We start from the raw sequence: 19,730 nt of genomic DNA, 5'->3' as shown, positions 1-19,730 counted from the left end.
GACCGAGGGCGTATGAATTAAGCGCTTCCGGCCCGGGGCAAGGGCCGCGTCGATACTGTACAGCAACACTAAAACGCAAGGACGCATCATGCCGCAACAGGTCGTCATCATCGGGGGCGTCGCCCTTGGACCCAAGGCCGCCTGCCGCTTCAAGAGGCTTCAGCCTGAAAGCAACGTCATCATGCTCGACCGCAGTCCCCGCATCTCCTACGGCGGCTGCGGCATCCCCTACTACGTTTCCGGCGAGGTCAGCGACATCACCGGCCTGCAATCCACGGCCTTCCACATGGTGCGCGACCCGGAATTCTTCCGCGACATCAAGGACGTGGACGCCCGGTCCGAGACCGAAGTGGTGGCCATCGACCGCACCGCCAAGACCGTGACCGCCCGCCATCTGCCCACCGGGCGGCAGGATGTCATCCCCTACGACAAGCTCGTCATGGCCACGGGCAGCAGCCCGCGCAAGCTGCCCATCGCCGGCATCGACCTGCCGGGCGTGCACACCGTGGACAGCCTGGAAGCGGCCGAGGCCATCAAGAAATCCGTGGCCGCCGGGGGCGTGGGGTCCGTGGCCATCATCGGCTCGGGCTTTATCGGCCTGGAAATGGCCGTGGCCTTTGCCGACATGTGGGGCCTGGACGTCACGGTCATCGAACTGTTCGACCAGATCCTGCCCGGCGTCACCGGGCCGACGCTGTCGGCCATGGCCCGCAAGCACATGGAGGACAAGGGCGTGGCCTTCCGCCTGGGCGAGCAGGTGAAAGCCATCGAGGGCGAGGGCAAGGTGGAGCGGGTCGTCACGGACAAGGGCGAGGTCGAGGCCGAGCTGGTGATCCTGTCCGTGGGTGTGGTGCCCAATTCCGGCCTGGCCAAGGCGGCCGGGCTTGACGTCTCGCCGCGCGGCGGCGTCCTCGTGGACGAATTCATGCGCACTTCCGACCCGGACATCTATGCCGGCGGCGACTGCGTGGAAGTCAAAAACCTGGTCACCGGCCAGCCCATGTACCTGCCGCTGGGGTCCATGGCCAACCGGCAGGGCCGGGTCATCGGCGACAACCTGGCCGGCGGCGCGTCTCGTTTCGAAGGCGTGGTCGGCTCCTGGTGCGTCAAGCTCTTCGACCTGGCCGCAGCCGGCACCGGCCTGACCCAGGCCCAGGCCGAGCGGGCCGGTTTCGACGCCGTCACCACCCACATCACGGCCATCGACCGGGCGCACTTCTACCCCGAACACGAACTCATGTCCCTGGAACTGGTGGCCGAGCGCGGCACGAGGCGCGTCCTTGGCCTCCAGGGCCTGTGCGCCATGGGCGACGAACTCATCGGCAAGGTCAACACCGTGGCCGCCATGCTGCCCCACAAACCGACCGTGGCCGACGTGTCCAACGTGGAAGTGGCCTACTCGCCACCCTTTGCCTCGGCCATGGATATTTTGAACACCGTGGCCAACGCGGCCGACAACATCCTGTCCGGCCAGAACAAGGGCATTTCCGTCACGGAATTCGCCACGATATGGGCCGACGCCGGCAGCGACGCCCACATCATCGACTGCCGGGAAAATCCCCAGGGCGGACCGCTGGTGGAGAAGCACCCCGGCCGCTGGCACAACATCCCCCAGGGCCAGCTGCGCGGACGCCTGAACGAGGTGCCCAAGGACAAGCCCGTGGTGCTTATGTGCAACACCGGCGCGCGCTCCTACGAGGCCCTGGTGACCCTGGCCGACGCCGGCTTCCAGAACGTGGTCAGCGTCGAAGGCGGCATGGCCGCGGTCAAGGCCGCTGGCGTGGACGTCTAGCCCGCCTTCCCCTCTTCCCGAACCGCCAAACGGGGACCGGTCAACAGCCGGTCCCCGTTTTTTTTCGGCCCGCTCCATCTTTCCTGGAACCGGGCTTATGGACAAATAGCAAACAATACCGGAGCCTTAACAACACAACAATCGACTCGTCACCGCCAAGAGAGCACGCGAGACACGCCCCCGTTACGCGCCGAGGCTTGCCCCGGCTGGAATTTCGTTGTAAACCGCTTTCGTGTTACTATTTTATATTTAGTATCTCATTAATAGTATAAAATAATGACAAAGACACAATCTTCCCTGCCGGAAATGACGGCCTAGGACCGTCCCGAGGCCGTGGCAGCGGCTCCGGGATACGGCGGCCCGACCGGTCGCCGCCGCCGCGCGAGCGCTCGCGCGGCGTAGGCGGTCCGGGCCGTCCCGGCAGGCAACGCGCTGTTCGGGGCCACGCGGGAACAGTCCCCGGCCGGCGCAAACCGGCTTGGCCGACGCGGCCATGCGCCACGCGGCGACGACCTGCCCCGTCGCCCGGGCCATGGCGCGTCCGGCCAAGCCTCATCCAGCGGAGGGAGCCTCATGAGCCGCGTTGAAATGGAGAAAATCTTCTACGAAATGCAGTCTCCGGACCCCAAGGCCGATCCGGACAAGCTCTTCTTCATCAAGGTCGACGAGTCCAAATGCATCGGCTGCGACAGTTGCATGGGCTATTGCCCCACCGGCGCCATCTACGGCGAGACCGGCGAACCTCACAAGATCCCCCATGTCGAAGCCTGCATCAACTGTGGCCAGTGCCTCACCCACTGCCCGGTCTCGGCCATCTACGAAGAACAGTCCTGGGTTCCGGTCATCGAACAAAAGCTCAAGGATAAAAACGTCAAGGTCATCGCCATGCCGGCCCCGGCCGTGCGCTACGGCCTGGGCGACTGCTTCGGCATGCCCGTGGGCGCGGTGACCACGGACAAGATGCTCGGAGCCTTGCAAAAGCTCGGCTTTGACCACACCTGGGACAACGAGTGGACCGCCGACGTCACCATCTGGGAAGAAGGCTCGGAGTTCGTCGGCCGGCTCACCAAAAAGATCGACAAGCCCCTGCCCCAGTTCACCTCCTGCTGTCCCGGCTGGCACAAGTACGTCGAGACGTTCTATCCCGAGCTCTTCCCCAACATGTCCACCTGCAAGTCCCCCATCGGGATGCTCGGCTCCCTGGCCAAGACCTACGGCGCGGACACCATGAAATACAAGCGCGCCGACGTCTTTACCGTCTCCATCATGCCCTGCACGGCCAAGAAATACGAAGGCATGCGCCCGGCCAACTGGTCCAGCGGCTATCAGGACATCGACGCCACCATCGACACCCGCGAACTGGCCTACATGTTCAAGAAAGCCGGCATCGACCTCAACACCGTGGCCCCGGGCCAGCGCGACGCGCTCATGGGCGAGTCCACCGGCGGCGCCACCATCTTCGGCGTCACCGGCGGCGTCATGGAAGCGGCCCTGCGCTACGCCTATCAGGCCGTCACCGGCAAGGCCCCGGAAAGCTGGGACTTCAAGGCCGTGCGGGGGCTTAAGGGCCTCAAGGAAGCCACGGTCAATGTGGGCGGCACGGACGTGAAGGTGGCCGTGGTCCACGGGGCCAAACGGTTCGCCGAGGTCTGCGAAGTGGTCAAGGCCGGCAAGTCGCCCTGGCATTTCATCGAATTCATGGCCTGCCCCGGCGGTTGCGTCATGGGCGGCGGCCAGCCCATCATGCCCGGCGTGCTGCAGTCCATGGATCGCCGCACCACCAAATTCTACGCCTCGCTCAAAAAGCGCCTGGCCCTGTACAACGAACAAAAAGCCTAAGGAGCAAGCCATGACTTTCATCGCTTCGACCCGTCGCGGCTTCCTCAAAGCCGCCTGCATCATGACCGGCGGCGCCCTCATCGGGCTTCGCATGACCGGCAAGGCCGTGGCCGCCGCCAAGCAACTCAAGGACTTCATGATGGACCGCATCGACGGCGTCTACGGGGCCGACGCCAAGTTCCCCGAGCGGGCCTCTCAGCAAAACGGCCAGGTCCAGACCCTGTACAAGAACTTCCTGGAACATCCCATGAGCCACAAGGCCGAGCAGCTCCTGCACACCCATTGGGAAGACCGCTCCAAGAACATCAAAAAACTCCAGACCGCCGGCAACTACCCCAACCCCCGGGCCAAGGAATTCGCCGGAACCACCTACCCCTACGAATAGCCCCGCCCCGGCGGCGTCGGCGGACCTGCGGCAAGGGCCTGTGCCTGCCCCAAGGGTCTGTCGGCTCCGCGCCTAACGGAAATTTCATGGACAATCTCCGCCGCTTCGGTTGCAACCGCCCCCGCCAGTGACTAGAGGGGTACGGTCCGCCCCGGCGTGCCGGCTCAAATGCCTCGCCCGGGGACCGGGCCGCCCCGCGCGGCCAACCGCAACCAGGAGCCTTCCATGTCCGCAACCAAACGGCGCTTTCTGGCCGATCTCTGGACGCTGACCAAGCCCTATTGGAAAAGCGAGGAGCGCCTGAAATCCGGCCTGCTCCTTGCCGTCATCGTCGGCATGAGCCTTGGCATCGTCTATCTCAACGTGCTGTTCAACGAGTGGAACAACCTCTTTTACAACTCGCTCCAGGAAAAAAACCTCGACGAATTCTTCCGCCTCTTCGGCCGGTTCGCCATCCTGGCCGCCATGTTCATCATCGTGGCCGTGTATCAGATCTACCTGCGCCAGATGCTGCAAATCCGCTGGCGGCGCTGGCTCACCGAACGCTACGCCGCCATGTGGCTCACCCACCGCAACTACTACCGCCTGCGCTTTTCCCCAAACGGGGCCGACAACCCCGACCAGCGCATCAGCGAGGACATCGGCGGCTTTGTCGAGCAGACGCTCTCCCTGACCCTGGGGTTCATTGAATCCGTGGTGTCCCTGGCCTCCTTTTCCGTCATCCTGTGGAACCTCTCGGGCGAAATCCATATCCTCGACATCCAGTTGCCCGGCTCCATGCTCTGGGCCGCCGTGCTCTACGCCGGCTTCGGCTCCTTTCTCACCCACTACATCGGCCGGCCGCTCATTCGCCTCAATTTCCTCCAGCAGCGCTACGAGGCCGATTACCGCTACAATCTCGTGCGCGTGCGCGAGAACGCCGAACCCATCGCCCTTTACGGCGGCGAAACCCAGGAAGCCGGCAACTTGTCCGGCCGCTTCACCCATGTGGTCACCAACTGGTGGGCCATCATGCGTCAGCAAAAGCGCCTGACCTGGTTTTCCGCCGGCTACTCCCAGGCCGCCATCCTGTTTCCTTTCCTGGTGGCCGCGCCGCGCTATTTCTCCGGGGCCATCCAGCTCGGCGGCCTCATGCAGACCGCCTCGGCCTTCAACCACGTCCAATCGTCCCTGTCCTGGTTCATCGACGCCTACACCCGCCTGGCCCAATGGCGCGCCACCGTGGATCGACTCACCGGCTTCGCCCACGCCCTGGCCGAACTTGAAGCGGCCAAGGACGCCGGATTTACCCGCACTCCCGCCTCGGCCGGCCAGGCCCTGGCCCTGACGGACGCGAGCCTCTCGCTGCCCGACGGCCGCACCCTGCTCACCGACGCCGCCCTGGCCGTGGCCCCAGGCGAACGCGTCATGATCGCCGGCCCGGCCGGCTGCGGCAAATCCACGCTGTTTCGGGCCATCGGCGGCCTGTGGCCCTACGCCACCGGAACCCTGGCCCTGCCGACCGAGGGTCGCAGCCTGTTCTTGCCCCAAAAGCCCTACCTGCCCATCGCCAGCCTGGCCGCCACGGTAGCCTACCCAGACGCCCCGGAGACCTACGGCGAGGCGCGCATCGCCGCCGTGCTCACCGACTGCGGCCTGGGCCATCTGATTGCGCTGCTGGGCGAGGAGCGCCACTGGAGCCAGGAGCTGTCCTCGGGCGAACAACAACGCCTGGGATTCGCCCGGGCCATCCTTTTGGCCCCGGACCGGCTTTTCTGCGATGAAGCCTCCTCGGCCCTGGACGAGGCCTCCCAGAAGGAACTCTACGGCCTGCTGGTGGATCGTCTGCCCAAGACCACCATCGTCAGCATCGCCCACCGGCCGTCCCTTGCCGCCTTCCACCACCGCGTCGTGCGCTTCGTGCCCACCGATCCGGCCGCCGCCGAACCTGTCTACCGCCTGGAAGCCGCCGCCGCATGAACGCCCTGCACAATCTCGATCTTTTCGCCCAGGCCACGCTGTCCATCGTGCTGGAGGCCGTGCCGTTTTTGCTGCTGGGGTCCGTGGCCTCGGGGCTGGTCGAGGCCTACGTGCCCCGCGACCGCCTGACGCGGCTTTTGCCCAAGGGCCGGCTGGCCTCCACCCTGGTGGGCCTTGGTATCGGCGCGCTGACCCCGTGCTGCGAATGCGGCGTGGTCTTTCTGGCCCGCCGGCTCATCGGCAAAGGCGTGCCCCCGGGCGCGGCGGTCGCCTTCATGCTGGCCGCGCCGGTCATCAATCCCGTGTCGCTTTTAGCCACCCTGGTGGCCTTTCGGGGCGACCCGACCATGGCCATCTGGCGCTGCGTCCTGGTCATCGCGGCCGGCCTGGTCGTCGGCTACTGGGCCGGCGGCCGCGACGCGCTGTCGCTTTTGCGCGATCCCGCCGCCGCCCCGGCCTGCGGCTGCGGCCATGACCACGGTCCCGAAGACCACGCCCATCACCACGGGCCGGCCACCATTCCCGGCACGCCCTTCGGGTCGCTCGCCGACGCCGTGCCCCTGGCCGCCGTCGTCCCCAGCCGGCGCGACAAGGTCGCCTCGGCCATGCGCCACGCCATGGCCGACTTCCTGGACATGGCCAAGGTGCTGATCCTGGGTTCCATGGTGGCGGCGGCCTTCAAAGCCTATGTCCCTGTTTCCGTGGTCATGGCCCTGGAAAACGACCTCGTCCTGGCCATTCCGGGCATGATGGCGCTCGCCGTCGTGCTCTCGCTGTGCTCCCAGGCCGACGCCTTCGTGGCCGCCTCGTTTTCCACCTTCCCGGCCGCGGCCAAGCTCGCCTTTCTGGCCCTTGGCCCCATGCTCGATCTCAAGCTCCTGCTCATGTGGCGGCAGGTGTTCACCCCGCGCCTGACCCGGGTGCTCGCCATTGTCCCGGCCGCCATCGTCTTTATCACCTGCGCCGTCTACGGCATCCTCACCGGGGGCGCGTCATGAACAAGCTTCTCGCCGCCCTGGCCGCCCGCCTCGACGGCCTGGCCATGCTGGCCCTGGCCGGCTTCATGGGCTGGCTGGCAACCGCCGGCAATTACTGGATGTACTTAAATCCCAAGTTCAAGCCGGTCACGCTTGCCGCCGCCGTGGTCCTGGCCGTGCTCGGGGCCTACGCGACCCTGCGCCCCGTGGCCAAGGCCAACCTCGGCCGGGGCCTGTGCTACCTCGCCCTGGCCTGCCTGGTGTGGTTCGCCGAAGGCGGCCTGCAAACCCTCTCGGCCAACAACGACAGCGACGTCTTCAGCGTCGCCCCATCCCTGCCAGCGCCGGACATCGCCCCGGTCCCCGAACGCCTGCGCGCCGGCGGCCAGGACTACGTGCCCATCAACACCGGCGAACTCTATGACATCGCCGCCAAAGGCCCCGGCCCCGCCTTTGAACGCCCCTACGCCGTGCGCGGCTTCGTCCACCGCAGCCCGGAACTCGACGCCAAGGGACAGTTCGTTCTCTACCGGCTGGCCGTCTGGTGCTGCTTCGCCGACGGCACGGCCGTGGGCTTTCGCGTCAAAACGCCGCCCGGCCAACAGCCCCCGGCCGACAAAAGCTGGGCCGTCGCCTACGGCCATCTGGCCGTCATCCCGGAAAACGACCGCCAGGACATCATCCTGCCCGGCATGAGCTTCTCGTCAGTGTCGGCAGCGGCGCTGCTGGCGGCGGATGCGTTGGAGAACAAGGAACTCATCCCGGAAGAAACCTACATGTTCGAATGGCGTCAGGCCGAGCCTTACGCGTTTTGAGCGAAGGGAGATGAGAGAGAGAAGGCAGAAGATTGGGGCGCTGCCCCAAGCCCCGCCGGGGGCCGACCGCCCCCCCGGCCCCCCGACCTGGGATCGGACGGACGGGCGGGGGTGATGGCGGTGGGCGGCGGCACGAGTGAATATGGCGGCCGGAATTGGGTTTGCGTGGCCAGGCGGAAGCCGCCCGGCCGCCCAACCCCAATTCCGGCCACCACCTCGCCAGCGAAACGGGCTGGTTTTGGCGCGATCAATGCATCGCGCCAAAACCAGCCCGTTTCGCGTTGTCTTGAGAAAGAATTACAGGACAGCTGGGACAAGCGCCCAGTCAGTCAATTGCTACGCCAGAGCCGCATTCCCCCATTTTCCCGTGCCGGGTAACCCCGGGCGAACCGGGTCGTTGAAATTTTTGGGCCGTCGAGCACCCGGCGACAGCCGGGCGCATCGACGGCCCAAAAATTTCAACGACCCACGCGGCGCAGCCGCCAGCGCTTCCGCGCCCAAGGGGTCTTACAAACTCCCAACCACTGACGCGCCCCTTCCCCTTACTCAACCCAGGAGGGGTTTCCAAAGGGGCTCAGCCCCTTTGGCCGCCGGAGGCATTCTTCCCTCTTTCTCCCGATTTTCCCTCAACTTCCAACCGCCTCGGCCTTCCTTCGCGGCATGACGATATGAAACTGCGTCCCTTCCCCAGGCTCGGACGTCAGGTCGATGCGGCCGCCGTGCTTTTTCACCACGTCGTGGGCGATGAAAAGCCCCAGGCCCGTTCCCTTCAAGCCCTTGGACGAGAAGAAAAGCGTGAAGGCTTTTTCCCGGGTTTCCTGGGACATGCCCATGCCGTTGTCGCTGATGTCGAAGGTGACGGCGTCGGCGTCGGCGCTGGCCTTGAAACTGATGGAGTGGATGTCCTTGGCGGTGTCGGCGGTGCAGGCGTCGATGGCGTTTTCCAGGATGTTGACCAGGGCGGCGGACAGGTTGGCCGTGTCCAGGTCGGCCGTGCCGAGGTCGGACGGAATGTCGCAGGTAAAGGCGATCTTTTCCCGGGCGGCCTTGGGTTCTACGACCTGGGCGACGTTTTGCGCCAGGTGGCTGACGTCCACGGAGTCGCCGGCCATGTCGCGGGATTTGGCGTAGTAAAGGACATTAAGGACGAGATTTCGCACCCGGCCGACCAGGGATTTGATGGTGTCGCCGGCATCGGCGATGCGCGTCATGTCTTCGCGTTTGATGCCGGATTCCAGGCGGTAGACGCCGCCTTCCAGGGCGGTGAGCATTCCTTTGACGCCATGGGAGATGGAGCCGAGCATAAGCCCCAGGGACGTCAGGTGGTCTTGGAGTTCGCGGATCTGGGTGATGTCGGTGGACAGCGCCATGACCTCGGTGATTTCGCCCTCGGCGTTGCGCATGGGCGCGGTGAAGGTCAGCACGTTCTTGGCGCTGCCGTCCAGACAAGTGACCACGGCTTCGAGGTTGTGGGGCTCGCCGTCGGCGAAGGTGGCGTCCACCGGGCAGTCCGGGCAGGGCGTGTCGCGATGGCGGAAGACTTCGTGGCAGAGCTTGCCCACGCCCTCGCCGAAATCCTGCTTGAAAAGGGTATTGTTGGCCACGATGCGATAGTTTCGGTCGCGCACGACAATGTAACAGGGCGTGGCCTCAAACAGGTCCATGTACTTCTGCTGGGTGACCCGCAGTTCTTCCTGGAGGCGTTTGATTTCGCTGACGTCCACGGCCAGTTCCAGGACGAGTTCCACCTTGCCGTCGCGCTCGCCGATGGGCGAGGTATGGACCATGACGGGCAGCTCGCGGCCGTTTTTGCAGAGCATGGTCTCACGTGACCGCTGGCCCTTGCCGGTCTCAAAGGTCTTCCAGACCGGGCCGTCGAAGCCCCGGATGGCCTGGCCCACGTAGACTTCCCAGCTGTGGTGGCCGACCATGTCGCCTAAGCGTTCCTTGTAGAGCTGGTTGGTGGCGACCACGGTAAGCGAGCGGTTGTGCACGGCCACGAAGCACGGCATCTCGTTGAAATAGCCGGCCTTGTCGCCGAAATCCTCGGACAGGCCGGAGATGGCCTGGCACATGGTTTCGACCATTTCGCCAGCGGCCAGCTGGCGTTCGAGTTCGATGACGCGGCGGGATTTTTCCTGGACGAGCTTTTCGAGATTCTGGGTGTACTGCTTGAGTTCGCGGCGCAGGATGATCTTTTCCTCCACGCGCTTGAGCGCCGCGTCGAGGATGTCGTGGTTGATGGGCTTGGTGACGAAGTCGGCGGCGTCGTACTGCAGGCAGCCGATGGCGAGGTCCATATCGCCGTGGCCGGAGATCATGACGACTTCGGTTTCGGGCGATTTGGCCTTGATTTGCTTAAGCAGCTCCAGCCCGTCCATGACCGGCATCTTGATGTCGGTGAGCACGATGGAGGGCTCGACGGAATCGAACATTTCCAGGGCCTGGACGCCGTTTTCGGCGGCGTGGACCTCATAGCCCAGGTCGGCGAGGAACATGCCGAGGAAGCGGCGGATGTCCTCCTCGTCGTCGACGAGCAACAGGCGTTCGCTCATGGCCGTGGTCCTTGTCGCCTTGGCCGCCGGGCCGGCGGCGGTCGGACGAGACCGGAGACCGGCAGGCGTCCGGCGCATTCGGGATGGCCCGAAACGCTCCGGCGTTGCCTGGACCGCGCAGGCGGTCGGGGCGAGCCAAGCCGCGTGTTTGGCTCAAGACCGTCCCCGGGGCGCGGCGGGTGGCCGCGCCCCGGGGGACGGGATTAAGAGCCTATGGTTTCGCGCACGAGATCGAGCAGTTCCTTTTGTTCAAAGGGCTTGCTCAAGGACCCCACGGCGTTGGGGATCACGTACTTGAGCCCCGTGTGGCCGGTGATGACGATGATGGGGATGTTGGCGTAGGTCTTGCCCCGCTGCAGCGCCCGGTTGAACCACGGCCCGGTCTTGTCCGGCATCTCGATGTCGAGCGTGATCAGGTCGGGCGAATGGGCGGCCAGCACTTCCAGGGCCTTTTCCCCGTTTTCGGCGACGATGGTTTCGTAGCCGTTGTCGGTGAGCAGAGTCTCCAGGTATTCCCGGATATTGGGATCGTCGTCCACGATAAGGATGGTCTTGGGCATGTTTCCCTTTCTCCTTTTGCGTCCCCGGGAGGTTGTGGGGGCTTACGCCTCGGCCGCCTGGGGCAGCTTGTCGGGACGGTTGACGCTCACCACGGGGCAGGAGGCCCGCACGATGACCTGTTCCAGGGTGCTGCCGAAGGGCCGTTCGTCGGGATCGACGTCGCGGGCGTGGTGGGCCATGACGATGAGGTCGGCCTGGCGTTCACGGGCGAACTTGACGATTTCGACGTAGGGCGTGCCCTCCCATACCTCGGAAGTATATCTTTTGAAATCCCCGAGTTGGGTGGCGTATTCGTGGTGCAGCCGACGGCGGGACTCGGCCAGTTTGGCTTCGATGCCGTCCTGGGTCAGGGCGATGGGCGACTGGAAGCGGCTCAAATCCACGCAGTGGAACATGTGCAGCTCGCCGTCCACGGCCTTGACCACGGTCTTGGCGAACTGGAAGGCCGACTCGGACGCCTTGGAGAAGTCCGTGGCAAACACGATATTGGAGAATCCGCCCCAGAAGGAAGCGGACGGACGGCTGACGGTCAGCACCGGGCAGCGGGCGGCCTTGGCCACCTTGCGCAGGTTGTCGCCGACCACGCCGCGCTTGTAGAAGCCGGACTGCTGGCCTTCGGACGGACCGCACAGGACGATCATGTCCACGTCCTTGGCCCGGGCGATGCGCAGCACCTCGCGGGAGGGAACGCCCACGGCCACTTCGATCTCGACGCCCGGCAGGGCTTCGAGCTGGTTGGCGTAGGTGGTGCGCAGCTCTTCGGCCACGCCTTCCAGGTATTCGGCGTCGGCATCGACTTCCTCGCCGGTGCGGGTGTCGATGACGAGATTGCTGTCGCCCTTGCCCGGGATGCCGAGCACGTGGAAAAGCGTCAGCTTGGAGCCGTACTGGCGGGCCATGTCGAAGGCCACGCGGGCGGCGCTGTCGCATTCCGGCGAACCGGTTGTCGCAAACAGGATCTTATTGAACATTCCAAACCCCTATTTCGTGTTAGAGGTGGAGGTTGCGTGCGGTTAGGCGCACCTCTTCCCTATTCCTCGTCGCCCTCTTCCTCGTCCTTGGGCTTGAGGTGTTCGGGCACGATGACCATTTTCAGCAGCAGCGGCTTGAGGAAGCTCCAGTCGATGTGGATGTGGTACTCTTCCTCGAGGTCGCGGATGGCGTCCCAGCAGTTGTGGCAGGGTGCGATGACCAGCTTGGCCCCGGTGGCCAGGATCTGGTCGCGCTTGGTCAAAAGCGCCTTGTTGCGCTGGGGCCGGAACTTGCCGATGCCGTTGAAGCCGCCGCCGCCGCCGCAGCAGTAGTTATGCTCTTTGTTAGGGGTCATTTCAATGAGATAGCCGGGTTCGACGAGATACGACAGGATCTCGCGGGCGGTCTCGGCCAGGCCCCAGTTGCGGATATAGTTGCAGGAATCCTGGTAGGTGACGGGCTGCTTGATCCGCTTGGCCGGATCGATCTTGAGCTTGCCTTCGCGAAGCGCCTCGGCCACCCACTGGACGTAGTGGATGTAGGGCGCGGGCGGCTGGCCGTCGGGACGACCGGCCCAGAAGGGGCCTTCGATGACCGTGGCCCGGTGGGCGTGGCCGCATTCGGTGCCGATGACCCGCTTGGGCTTGAGGCGATCGATGGCGGCGTAGACGTTTTCCACCTGCAGCTTGCAGGCTTCCCAGTCGCCGGCGAACATGGACAGGCTGGTCTGCTCCCAACCTTCGCTGGGCACGGTCCAATTCTCGCCAGCGATGTGGAACAGGATGGCCGCCTCAGCCAAGTCCTCGGGATAGTGTTTGGGTTCGCGGGCGTTGCAGGTGTACATGATGTCCGCGTCTTCCTTGTCGACGGGGATCTCAAGACCCGGCCAATCGTCCTGCTGCTCCTCGGCCATCCATTCGCACGTCTCCACCCAATCCTCGGTGGTGACGTCCATCTGGGCCCGGTAGACCCGGTGCATGCCCGCGCCGATCTTGAGTTCCCAAGGCACGAATCCCTGGGAATAGAGCAAGCCGCGGGTGTAGCCCATCATGACGCCCATATCGATGCCGTGGGGGCAATACATGGCGCAGCGGTTGCAGCAGGTGCACTGGGACCAGGCCACTTCCATGGCATGGCGCATGAACGCGTTGTCCACGTCGCCCTTGCGGCGAACGATCTCGCCCAGGGTGGACTGGATCTTGTACGACGGCACCTGCTCGGGCTTGCAGTCGTTGACCAGATACAGGAAGCAGGAGTCGGCGCACAGGCCGCACCGGGCACAGACATCGAGCCAGGTTTTCGTGCGCGATTTGCAGGTTTTCTGGATGGTTGCCCACAGTTTTTCGCGGTCAACCTCCAGCGACAGCATTTCCTCGTAGTATTTCGTGCCGCGCGTATCGGAGAGCAGAGCCTTGAGCTCCTCCTCCGTCGTGATCGGCCGCTTGTTGCAATAAATCCCTTCAGGCATGACGTGTCACTCCTTGGCGATATCCCGCCGGCCGGTTTACCAGACGATGCCGCTGCCGCGCTGACCGCCGCGCTTGGTGCCGAAGTCGATCCCGATCTGGGCCCGGGAGCAGAAGAACAGCACGGCGTGGGACAGCTTGGTGAACGGCACGGCGATGAGCCAGATTTCGCCGGTGATGATGTGGGCCAGAAGCCAACCGTTGCCGTCGCCGCTCTGGTGGGCGGCCACGAAGCCGGTGACCAGGGGGGCGAGGCTGATCGCCATGATCCCCAGATCCTGGCGGGTGGTGATGATGCGCACTTCGCTTAAGCCGAAGCGGCGCAACAGGATGAACAGGCCGGCCAGAATGGCCAGGATGGTCAGGATGTCGGCCAGCCCGTCAGGCATGGTCGGCCAGGACACGCCGAAGCGCTCGGCCACGATCATAACGTGGGCGTAGAGGAAGATCGGCACGATGACCAGGCCGATGTGCAGCAGGAAGAAGGCCGTGGCAAAGACCGGCTTGGCCCGCCAGCTGCACGAGGCAAAGGGAATGAGCCAGTGGAAGATGGACTTGAGCGCCCCTTTGACGGCCAGATCGGTATTATGGCCGTAAGCCACCCGGTCGAGCTGCCAGCTGAGGCCCTTGACGTACATATAGGCGCGCCAGGCGCAGCCGAGGATGCATATGGCGAACGACAGCCACAGCATCGGACCCGTCAGGAATGCATACATTGGTGTTCTCCTTGGCGATCGCGGTCCGATCAGCCTAGTAGCGGCGTTTACGCTCTTCCTTGTCCGTGAGGAAGTGCCAGAATCCGACGAAGCAGATCAGCACGACGCCCATGAGGACGTAGGTGATGCTCTTGTTGTGGAGCATCAGGTCTTGCAACGTATTGAACATGGCTATTCCCCTGTCCTAGTGGGACGAGTCTTTGTAAGCCGGATGCACGTAGAAAATGGGCATCCGGGTGACGATGAACCGGAAGGCGATGACGCCGATGGTGACCACGAACAAGGAGATGATGATCTCGCCCGCGCTCGGGAAGTAGCGGTCAACGCTGGGCAGCTGCCAGTTAAAGGCCACCAGGCTGATGTTGAAGCGGTTGAGCACGATGCCGAGCACCGTCCACAGGGCGGTGAACCGGGCGAGCTTCAGGTTGCGGTCGCGGTAGGCCACGGCGTAGGCGTAGCACGGCAGGGCCACGAAGCCGACGACTTCGGTGAGCCACCACACGCCGTAGCCGGTGCCCAGGTACTGCCAGCGGTTGTCCATGGCCAGGCCGAAGACCTTCATGGCCAGGTAGCCGGCCATGATCCAGGCGGCCGCCTTGGAGAAGGCCATCTGCAGGTCTTCGTAGCCAAGGTTGTATTCGTCGTCCATCTTGTGATGGAAGTGCTTGTGGGACAGCGTTCCCTCGAAGATGACCATGGACATGCCGGCGAACATGCTGGACATGAAGAACATGACCGGCAGGTACGGCGTGTACCACAGGGGATGCAGCTTGGACGGGGCGATGAGGTACAGCGCGCCCAGCGAGCTCTGGTGCAGGGTCGAGAGGATGACGCCCAGGATGGTCAGGCCCATGGTCAGCTTGACCAGGATGTCGCGGTACTTGTCAAAGCCCCGCTTCCACTCCAGGGCGGCCGGCAGGTATTCGAGGAACAGCACCGTCAAGTAGATGAACACGCACAGACCGACTTCGAACAGGATGGACGTGGTCCCCTGCTGGTAGAAGATCGGGTACGGCAGACGCCAGGGGCGGCCGACGTCGTAGTTGAGGGCAAAAACGACCAGGGCGTAGCCCAGAAAGGCCGTCAGGATGGCCGGGCGCACCGCGCCGTGAAAGCGCTTGAACCCGAAAATGTAGCAGGCGGCCGAGGTGGTGTAGCCACCGGCGGCCAGGGCGACGCCGCACAGCAGGTCAAACCCGATCCAGATGCCCCAGGGGTTGTTGTCGGAGAGGTTGGTCACCGCGCCCAGGCCCATGGTGAAGCGCATGATGGTGACCACGACGCCGGCGGCCAGGATGATGCCGGCGACGATGTTCCAGGGAGTGAAAAGCGTCCCTTTCTGAGTTTCCGTCGTCATTACGCGTCCTCCCCTTCTTCGCCGGCCTTGGCGGCGGCTTCCAGGGCCTTTTTGACCTCGACCTCGATGCGCCGCTTGCCCGCGACCTCGGCCTTGGCCAGTTCCTCGGCCAGCTTGGCCTCGGCGTCGGCGCTGGCCTTGGCGATGGCCGCGGCCACGGCGGCCTGCTTCTCGGACTCGGCGATCTTTTCCTTGCGCTTGCTGATGGCGTAAAGCCCGGTCAGCAGCACCGGCCAGATGCCGGCCACGGCGGGCACGGCGGCCAGGGCTCCGGAGGTCAGCTCCGGCGCGGAGGTGGTGCCGAGGTTTTCATCCATGCCGATGGCGGCAAAGGACGGCTTGGGCGCGATGGTCAGCCAGCTCGTGCCGCCCATCTCGCGCTCGCCGTAGACATGCTCGACGTAGCGTCCGGGATTGCCGCCGATGCGGTCCCAGGCCAGGTTGAGCAGTTCGCGGCGCTTGCCGAAGACGAGGGCTTCCTTGGGGCAGGCCTCGACGCAGCCGGGCAGCTTGCCTTCGAGCAGGCGCGGCTGGCACATGGTGCATTTCATGACCCGGGGAGTGAAGGCCTTGTCGTACTCGTAAGCCGGGATGTTGAACGGGCAGGCCACCATGCAGTAGCGGCAGCCGACGCAGACGTCGGGGTCGTAGACCACCGCGCCGGTTTCGGACTTCTTGAAAGCCGCCACGAAGCAGGCCGAGGCGCAGGCCGGCTCCATGCAATGGTTGCACTGGATCTTGCGGAAGACCGGCGGCTTGCCGGCATCCGGGACGTACTTGTTGACGATGGTGTAGGTTTTGCCGTCGGTGCGGCGCGTGGCGTCGAGCACCGTCAGATCGTCAAAGGCCTTGGCGGGCTTGGGCAGGTCGTTGACCTGGTTGCAGGCCGCTTCGCATTTGCGGCAGCCGATGCAGCGCGAGGCGTCGAAGAGCACGCCGCCCGCGTTGGGCAGTCCCTTGACGTCGCCAAGCGACGCGGCCTTGGCCGTCGCGCCGGAGCCCAGGGTGACGCCGGCCGCGCCCAGAAGGCCCAGAAAGTGTCTACGTTTCATTGTAGCGAGACCTCTGCTGGTTTGGGTCCTATTTCTTCTTTTCCTTGTGGCAACCGGCGCAGTCCGTGGCGGCAGGCACGGGCTTGGCGCCCGGAGCCTTGCTGACGACCTTGCCCTCGATGCCCATTGCCTTGTGACAGCCCATGCACTGGTTGTGGTAGGCGGCCTTGAGCGCCGGACGGGCGGAGGCGGCGGTCGTTTCGACGGCCTGGTGGCAGTTGCCGCAACGCGGCGGCGTCTTCGAGGCCGGGCTGTTGTGGTGGCAGCCCTGGCACACGGCGGCGTCGGTGGCGTGGAAGGCCCCGGCCAGCTTGCTGTCCTTCATGCCGTCAAGCATGGCCTGGACGATCTGGCGGTGGGGCAGGACCGACGGCTCGTAATCCTTGGACAGGGACCCGATGGTCACGGTCTGGGGGATGTCCTCGGCCGGGAAGGTCGTGGTGGCGTCGCGCTTGCCGGCCAGCAGCTTCTTGGCCAGGTCGGCTTCGGCGGCGGCGGTGTCGGCGCTGGCCGGCTTGGCCATCATGGAGGTCATGGCTTCCTGCAGGGCGGCGTCGCCGGGCACATGGCAGGAACCGCACTTGTCCACGCCGCCGATGCCCTTTTGCATGGCGTCGTGGCAGCCGGCGCATTCGGGCTTTTTCTGGACCACGGCGTGGCAGCCGGCGCAGCTCTGGGTCGCGCCGACGTTGTGCATGGCGCCTTCCAGGGTCACGAATCCGCCTTCCTTCACGCCGGCCGGGGTGTGGCACTTGGCCGAGCAGGAGGACAGGGCGGCGTGGTGGCAGGACACGCAGGTCTCGCTCTTGGCTTCATGGTACTTGTGGTCAAAGGGCACGGCGGGCATGCCGGCATAGGGCTTGCCGGCCACGGCCAGGGAAGTCTGGACCTCGGCCGGGCGCACCATGGCGTAGTCGGGCTGGCCGCGCTTGATGCGCAGGTCCGCGCCCTGGGGAACTTTCTTTAAGGACGTCTCGGCGATGGCCTTCTGATCCAGGGGGCCATGGCAGCCGGCGCAGGTGACCGGGCCGGTGGGCACGTCCTTGCCGGCGGCGGCGGTGGCCTTGTGGCAGGTCACGCATTCGCCGTGGGCGGCCAAGCGCAGGGAGCGGATCTCCTTGGGCTGGCGGTTTTCCACCACGGTGGTCTTCTCGCCGTGGCAGTACGAGCAGGAACCGGGGACTTCCTCCGGCTTGGGCGCGGGAGCGGTCTTGCCGGTCTTCTCGCTGAAGATGTGGTGGCAGGCGCCGCACTTGTTGTCGGCTTTTTCCTGGGTGGCGGCGTGGCGGTAGTGCAGCCGCTTGTCCACGACGATGGGCTGCCAGTTGGAGGCCACGTCAGGAGTGGCGTTGTGGCAGCCTTTGCACTGGACGTCGGTGGGGCCGGTCTTCTGGCCGGCGGCCGCCATGTCCTTGTGACAGCTGATGCAGTTGTTGTGGTAGTTGTCGCGCAGCTTCTCGCCGGATACAGGCTTGCCCTCGCTCATGTATCCAAGCTGCATCACGCCGTCCTTGTTGGACAGGTGGCAGGTGCCGCACTCTTTCTTGTAAAAGTCTTTCTGCTTGCCCAAAGCCGTGGTGTGCTTGTCGTGCAAAAACGCCACGGTGGGTTGCGACAATTTGCCGTAGGCCTTCATCTCGTCAATGGTGACGATGTCGGCCCGCTGCTTGTCGCTGGCCGGCTGGGCGGCGGTGGCCCGGCCTATCGGCAAAGCGGACAAGCCGCCAATGCCGCAAATGGCCAGGACGGCCAGCAGCTGTCTCATGCGCCGTTTTCCGTTTTTCATACCTTCTTCGACCCTCTGCTTACGTGTTGCATTCGCCCTTCCCCAGGTTGGCAATAGACGTACTGCTCCTGCCCTCGCACCTCCCTTGGCCCGCGGTCAAAATCATGGACTTGCGATCCAGAACGCAACCCGGCGACAGGCTTGGCGAAAACTGCCTATTGACAGTGTCCGCCAAGTTTGTCACGAGTTGCAAAACTTGCGTGACAATAAAGTTAGCCGCTTTTGTGAAAATTGTCACCTCATTTTTTCTTTTCGTGATAAACGAAACCCGGAGGCCACGTTGAGCGGCATTGACCTGGAGCACGTCCTGGGGGATATGGGGCAGCCCATGCACGACCACGACACCACGCCCCCCATCGAGGCGAACGAACCCAATTTCCTCACGGTCGAGCAGATGCGCCGCCTGGACGCCGCCTTTGCCGCCTGGGTGGCCAAGGCCAAGGGCAAACGGTCGGTGGTCTCCCGCAACCGCACGCGTCTGGTCTTTTTGCTGCTGCGCTATACCGGAGCGAAATTGGGGGAAATTCTGGCCATCGACGACCAGAAGGACTTTGTCCTGGCCTGCCGCAAGGTGCTGCTCGGCGGCGGCCGCGACACTGACGCCAAACCCCGGCGCGAGGTCTATCTGCCGGGCGAGCTCCACGCCGAACTCAAACAGCTCCTGCGCGACCCGGATTACACCCCGCACCGGGGGGGAATTTTCCATCTCGACCAGGGCTACGTCCGCCGGGTCATCTACGACCGGGCCAGCGAAGCCGGCATCCCCAAGCACCTGGCCAACCCCAACACCCTGCGCCGCTCCCGGGCCGTGGAACTGCTGCAAAACGGCGTGCCCCTGACCGTGGTCCAGCGCATCCTGGGGCATTTGACCGCCAACTCCACCGCCGCATTCCTCGACCTGCCCGAGGAAGAGCAAAAGCGCCTGGAAAAGCATTTTCTCGACCGGGAAAACCGCCGGGCGGCCGGGCAGTACAACACCTTTTTCGGCAAGATCGCCGCCATCGAGGCCGGCGAGATCCAGTCGCGCCTGACCGTGCGCACCTTGGGCGGCCACGACCTCACGGCCGTTATTTCCACCAAGAGCCTGGAAGCCCTGGGCCTGCGTCTGGGCGGCCTGGCCACGGTGCGGGTCAAGGGCGCGTTGCTCGCCCTGGCCGACGCGGCCGAAGCGGGCGTCGATCCAGACACCCACCCGGCCGAGAACCGGTTTCGCGGCGTGGTCGAGCGGGTGACCCGGGGAGCCGACGCCGCCGAGGTGGTGGCCGCCCTGGCCGACGGCACCCGCATTTCCGCCACCTTGGGCCTGGACGCCCTGGCCGAACTGCGGTTTTGCCAGGGCGACGGCGTCACGGTCCTTGTCAGCGCTTTTTCCGTCATTGTTTCAGCGGGTTGATCACAACACTCGCCCGCGTCCGGCCGCCTTGTTGACGGCCCCGCACAAATACGCTGGTTTTTAGGGGAAATCTGGATTAGGTTCAGGCGTTGCTTTCACACAGGC

General features: G+C 64.8%; 16 protein-coding genes. 7 read left to right on the top strand and 9 right to left on the bottom strand.

The window, feature by feature from the left end:
• Positions 1 to 88 precede the first annotated feature (88 nt).
• The 6 genes from DMR_RS05955 (at position 89) to DMR_RS05930 (ending at position 7,767) form a co-directional block, all read left to right on the top strand.
• A complete protein-coding gene (locus DMR_RS05955) occupies positions 89 to 1,792 on the top strand; it encodes an FAD-dependent oxidoreductase (RefSeq protein WP_015859999.1) in 1,704 nt (567 codons plus the stop codon).
• A 573-nt stretch (positions 1,793 to 2,365) separates the two neighbouring features.
• Positions 2,366 to 3,631, top strand: a complete 1,266-nt coding sequence (locus DMR_RS05950; protein ID WP_015859998.1) for a [FeFe] hydrogenase, group A — start codon at positions 2,366 to 2,368, stop codon at positions 3,629 to 3,631.
• 10 nt (positions 3,632 to 3,641) lie between these two features.
• Entirely contained in the window at positions 3,642 to 4,016 is a 375-nt protein-coding gene (locus tag DMR_RS05945; protein ID WP_015859997.1) for an iron hydrogenase small subunit, read from the top strand.
• Positions 4,017 to 4,241: 225 nt separating this feature from the next.
• Entirely contained in the window at positions 4,242 to 5,975 is a 1,734-nt protein-coding gene (locus tag DMR_RS05940; RefSeq protein WP_043600160.1) for an ABC transporter ATP-binding protein/permease, read from the top strand.
• Positions 5,972 to 6,973 (top strand): permease, encoded by a 1,002-nt coding sequence (locus DMR_RS05935; protein WP_015859995.1) that lies wholly within the window; start codon positions 5,972 to 5,974, stop codon positions 6,971 to 6,973. The genes DMR_RS05940 and DMR_RS05935 overlap by 4 nt, the downstream gene beginning before the upstream one ends.
• Positions 6,970 to 7,767, top strand: coding sequence for a TIGR03943 family putative permease subunit (locus tag DMR_RS05930; protein ID WP_015859994.1), 798 nt, complete (start codon positions 6,970 to 6,972; stop codon positions 7,765 to 7,767). Before DMR_RS05935 ends, DMR_RS05930 begins: the two co-directional genes overlap by 4 nt.
• A gap of 626 nt (positions 7,768 to 8,393) precedes the next feature.
• Here the strand turns inward: DMR_RS05930 and DMR_RS05925 are convergent.
• The 9 genes from DMR_RS05925 to hmcA form a co-directional block, all read right to left on the bottom strand.
• On the bottom strand, positions 8,394 to 10,322 hold the full coding sequence (locus DMR_RS05925; protein ID WP_015859993.1) for a hybrid sensor histidine kinase/response regulator: 1,929 nt from the start codon (positions 10,320 to 10,322) through the stop codon (positions 8,394 to 8,396).
• A gap of 203 nt (positions 10,323 to 10,525) precedes the next feature.
• Positions 10,526 to 10,882: a response regulator gene (locus DMR_RS05920; RefSeq protein ID WP_006921819.1), complete on the bottom strand. Its 357-nt coding sequence runs from the start codon at positions 10,880 to 10,882 to the stop codon at positions 10,526 to 10,528.
• A gap of 42 nt (positions 10,883 to 10,924) precedes the next feature.
• Positions 10,925 to 11,854 (bottom strand): universal stress protein, encoded by a 930-nt coding sequence (locus tag DMR_RS05915; RefSeq protein WP_015859992.1) that lies wholly within the window; start codon positions 11,852 to 11,854, stop codon positions 10,925 to 10,927.
• A 59-nt stretch (positions 11,855 to 11,913) separates the two neighbouring features.
• Positions 11,914 to 13,323, bottom strand: coding sequence for a sulfate respiration complex iron-sulfur protein HmcF (hmcF, locus tag DMR_RS05910; RefSeq protein WP_015859991.1), 1,410 nt, complete (start codon positions 13,321 to 13,323; stop codon positions 11,914 to 11,916).
• A 36-nt stretch (positions 13,324 to 13,359) separates the two neighbouring features.
• A complete protein-coding gene (gene hmcE / locus DMR_RS05905) occupies positions 13,360 to 14,037 on the bottom strand; it encodes a sulfate respiration complex protein HmcE (RefSeq protein ID WP_015859990.1) in 678 nt (225 codons plus the stop codon).
• A gap of 34 nt (positions 14,038 to 14,071) precedes the next feature.
• Positions 14,072 to 14,206, bottom strand: coding sequence for a sulfate respiration complex protein HmcD (hmcD, locus tag DMR_RS25565; protein WP_006921815.1), 135 nt, complete (start codon positions 14,204 to 14,206; stop codon positions 14,072 to 14,074).
• A 15-nt stretch (positions 14,207 to 14,221) separates the two neighbouring features.
• Entirely contained in the window at positions 14,222 to 15,394 is a 1,173-nt protein-coding gene (hmcC, locus tag DMR_RS05900) for a sulfate respiration complex protein HmcC (protein WP_015859989.1), read from the bottom strand.
• Positions 15,394 to 16,446 (bottom strand): sulfate respiration complex iron-sulfur protein HmcB, encoded by a 1,053-nt coding sequence (hmcB, locus tag DMR_RS05895; RefSeq protein WP_015859988.1) that lies wholly within the window; start codon positions 16,444 to 16,446, stop codon positions 15,394 to 15,396. The genes hmcC and hmcB overlap by 1 nt, the downstream gene beginning before the upstream one ends.
• Before the next feature lie 28 nt (positions 16,447 to 16,474).
• Positions 16,475 to 18,232 carry a sulfate respiration complex hexadecaheme cytochrome HmcA gene (gene hmcA, locus DMR_RS05890; RefSeq protein WP_015859987.1) on the bottom strand — a complete coding sequence of 586 codons (1,758 nt, stop codon included), beginning with the start codon at positions 18,230 to 18,232 and terminating at the stop codon, positions 16,475 to 16,477.
• Positions 18,233 to 18,512: 280 nt separating this feature from the next.
• Here hmcA and DMR_RS05885 point away from each other — a divergent pair, with 280 nt between their 5' ends.
• Positions 18,513 to 19,625: a TOBE domain-containing protein gene (locus DMR_RS05885; RefSeq protein ID WP_015859986.1), complete on the top strand. Its 1,113-nt coding sequence runs from the start codon at positions 18,513 to 18,515 to the stop codon at positions 19,623 to 19,625.
• The last annotated feature ends 105 nt before the right edge of the window (positions 19,626 to 19,730 follow it).

The sequence above is a fragment of the Solidesulfovibrio magneticus RS-1 genome (genome assembly GCF_000010665.1).
Taxonomy (GTDB): domain Bacteria; phylum Desulfobacterota; class Desulfovibrionia; order Desulfovibrionales; family Desulfovibrionaceae; genus Solidesulfovibrio; species Solidesulfovibrio magneticus.
This window is presented reverse-complemented; position numbering and strand designations above follow the sequence as displayed.